A 3393-nucleotide genomic window follows, 5' to 3' on the forward strand; every position below is an offset into this window, starting at 1 on the left:
TGCGCGACGCGGGAGCCACGCTACTGTCCGCCTCCATCTCCGCACGGTCCGCGGACCACTACTGCGAGCAGCTGGACGCCCTGTACACGCTGGCCCGCGAGCTCTGACGTCCCCTCAACCCGACCGAAGCGAACGGCCGTTGAGCGACACCGAGATGACCGGGCGCACGGAGATCGCGGCCATGGTCCGCTCCCCCAACCACCAACGGTGGATCGCCCAGGGCTACGCCCATGTCTTGGGCGCACCGCGCGTACGCGTGCGCGGGAACGAGGCCGACGCGGTCTGCTGCACCACCATGGCCGTCCGCGATCCGGACACGGGCGCGTTCACCCTGCGCCGCGCCACGGCGAACCACTGGCGGCTGCGCCGGGGCCCCGACGGCGGCCGGCGCGTGACCGTCCGTACGAACCGGGTCCTGGACGGCCGTACCGAGTCCCCGGAACTGCTCGCCTCCGGGGTGGTGGACGGAGCATGACCGCGGACACGGTGCACCAGGGCGTCGACGACCACCGGCTCATCACCGAGGCACTCGCCCGGCTCGCCTCGGCACTCGACACCCGTGACTGGCCGGGTGTCGGCGCCACCTTCACCGCGGACTCGACCGGCTACGGCGCCTCCGGCGTGCGGAACATCCTCGCCAAGGTCCGGGACCATCTCGGCGGCTGCGGCCCCACCCAGCACCTCCTCGGCAACCACCGGGTGACGGTGGGCGGCGACCGGGCCCGGTCCCTGACGTACGCGCGCGTGCACCACCAGGGCGCGGGCCCGTGGGCGGGCCACTTCTTCGAGTGCTGCGGCGAGTACGACGACCGCTGGGTGTGCTCGGACGGCCAATGGCCGTTGTACGCCCGGAAGTTCAGCATGACGATCCAGCTGGGCGACTTCGGCGTGCTGCGTCCGCCGGACGACCCGGAGGCATAGGCGGCCGCCCGACGGCCCGCGCCGTACGGCCGCTGCCGTGAAGCAGCGGCCGTACCGCGCGGGCCTGTTGGCGCGGGATATCCAACAGGGCGGCGCCGGGGAGTCAGCCCGCCGCGCCGCTCGCGGGCACCCGTGCGTCCCCGACCGGCGGGAGCGCCTCCGCCGGCTCGATCAGACCGCCGCGCGCCGGGGCACGGCCGTGCTTCATCAGCAGGGCGACCACCATGCCGACGGCACCCACCGCCGCCGCGTACGCGTACGCATGGGTGAGCGCGCTGTCGGCGTAGACCACGGAGCCGGCGGCCGCGTCGACCGTCAGCACATGGCCGGACATGACCACGCCCGTGAGCGCCGTGGCGATACCGGCGGACAGCACTGTGGTCATGCCCGCGATCGAGTTGCCCACCGCGTTCTGTGAGACGGGCAGGGAGTCCTGGAGCAGGTTGGCGTTGGAGGAGTGCAGGAAGCCGTTGGCGCAGCCGGCGGCCAGGGACACCAGGCCGATCTGCCACTGCACGGTGAACAGTCGGGAACCGAGGAGCATGACCAGGAGGAAGCAGGCGGCGCCGGCGATGAGGACGTTGCGGGCTCCGATCCTCGTGGTCAGATAGCCGCCGAGCGGGCCGACGAACATGGCGACGAGGCCCAACGGACAGGTCCACAGGGCCAGTTCGGTGGCGGAGAGCCCGGCGCCGTAGCTGAGTCCGGGGATGCCTTCCGGTGTCCGCAGCAAGGTGGGGCTGATCAGCGCATGCGCGTTCATCATGTACGACACGCACGCGACGGCCAGCACGGTGGGACCGAACCTCCGGCCCAGCAGCACATCGAGCGAGATCAGCGGGTGGCTGCAGACACGCTCCCACGCCGCGAACGCGATCAGCATGGCGACGCCGAGAATCAGACAGGTGAGCGTGGAGCCGGCCGTCCAGCCCCACGTCCGGCCCTGGGTGATACCCAGCAGCAGCACACCGATGCCCGGACCGAGCAGGATGGTGCCCACATAGTCGACGGGGCGGTCGACGCGCACCGGGCTCTCGGGGATGACGAAGGCGTAGAACGGCAACAGGACGGCTGCGTAGAGCGCGAGGAACCAGAAGACACCCGCTGCGCCGTGGGCCCCGATGAGCCAGCCGGCCATGAAGGGGCCGACGAGCGCCGCCATGCCGACCCCGGTCACCACGGCGCCCAGGGCGATGGGCACGAAGTCGCGCGGCAGGGTGTCGCGCACGAGGCTGTAGGAGAGGTTGACGATCCCGACGATGCAGCCCTCCAGGGCCCGCCCCACCAGCAGCATGGCGAAGGACGTCGCGAGCGCGCAGATCACGCTGCCGGCGAGGAAGATGAGGCCGAGCACGAGAATGACCCGCTTCTTGCCCCACTTGTCCGCGAACTTGCCGATCAGCGGCATGACGGTGGCCCCGGCGAGCGAGACGATCGAGGCGACCCAGGCGATGTTCAGCGTCTTGAACTCACTGGCGATGTCCGGCATCGCCGGGTACACCATCGTGACCTCGAAGGTGGCGGCCTCCGAGAGGAGGATGACCAGGACGAGCACGGCCACCGCCCTCCCTTTGGAGACCACCGCGGGGCGCGGGGTGACGTTGTCTGCCATCGTGTTCCTTTGTCCGGGTGCGGGATGCGAGGCGCGAGGCGCGAGGGTGCGGCGTAGAGGCGCTTCGGCATGCGGGGGGTGGACTGGGGAGAGCGTCAGACCTGCGTGTGCGGCGGCGAGTTGGTGTCCCAGGGCGCTGCCTGTTCCAGCTGTGCGGCCAGGGAGACGAGCAGCCCCTCGCCCCTGGCGGCGGCGAACTGGACGCCCAGCGGCAGCCCGTCACCGTCGTACCCGAAGGGGACGGACATCGCCGGCATGCCGGTGACGTTGTGGACACTGGTGAACGCCGACTGCACGGCGGCGTGTTCGTAGATCGTCTCCGGCCTGCGCGTGTCGAGGACACCCAGCCGGGGCGTGGGTTGCGCCAGCGTCGGGGTGAGCAGCACGTCGTACGCCTCGAACGCGGCGCCGACCTGCCAGCCGATCTCCTGCGCCCGCCGCAGCGCCCGGCTGACATCGGCGCCGGTGAGCGTGCGGCCGTGGTCGTGGATCACCCGTGTGAAGGGTTCGATGTCGTCGTCGGCGAGCGGCCGCCCGAGCTGTTCGAGGCGGGCGTCGATCTGGGCGACCACGTCAGCGCCCATGAGCGCGGCCGAGGTGACACCGACCTCCTCCGGCCGGAACGGGGCCGCGGCCTCGACGATCACGTGGCCCAGGTCCTCGCACACCCGGGCGGCGTCGAGCACGGCCCGTAGCGAGTCCGCGTGCACCGCCGGGCCGCCCGGCAGGGAGGTGACCAGCCCGATCCGCAGCCGCCCCGGATCACGCCGCGCGCAGGCGGCGAACGAATCGGGCGCGCCGGGCGCCGCGTAGGCGTCACCGAGCAGCGGGCCCGCGGCGATGTCGAGCAGCAGCGCGCT

The 3393-nt window shown here is 71.9% G+C and carries 4 protein-coding genes; 2 read left to right on the forward strand and 2 right to left on the reverse strand.

The window, feature by feature from the left end:
* Positions 1 to 139: 139 nt before the first annotated feature.
* Positions 140 to 475, forward strand: a complete 336-nt coding sequence (locus ACWD2L_RS40935) for a nuclear transport factor 2 family protein (RefSeq protein ID WP_351333205.1) — start codon at positions 140 to 142, stop codon at positions 473 to 475.
* Positions 472 to 921 (forward strand): nuclear transport factor 2 family protein, encoded by a 450-nt coding sequence (locus tag ACWD2L_RS40940; RefSeq protein WP_351333202.1) that lies wholly within the window; start codon positions 472 to 474, stop codon positions 919 to 921. Before ACWD2L_RS40935 ends, ACWD2L_RS40940 begins: the two co-directional genes overlap by 4 nt.
* A gap of 103 nt (positions 922 to 1024) precedes the next feature.
* On the opposite strand, the gene ACWD2L_RS40945 is transcribed toward ACWD2L_RS40940, so the two are convergent.
* Both ACWD2L_RS40945 and ACWD2L_RS40950 read right to left on the reverse strand, forming a co-directional pair.
* Positions 1025 to 2533: an MFS transporter gene (locus ACWD2L_RS40945; protein ID WP_351333200.1), complete on the reverse strand. Its 1509-nt coding sequence runs from the start codon at positions 2531 to 2533 to the stop codon at positions 1025 to 1027.
* Between the two features lie 95 nt (positions 2534 to 2628).
* The coding region (locus ACWD2L_RS40950) for an amidase family protein (protein ID WP_451193830.1) at positions 2629 to 3393 on the reverse strand (765 nt) is incomplete at its 5' end.

Source organism: Streptomyces sp. NPDC002754 (assembly GCF_053592315.1).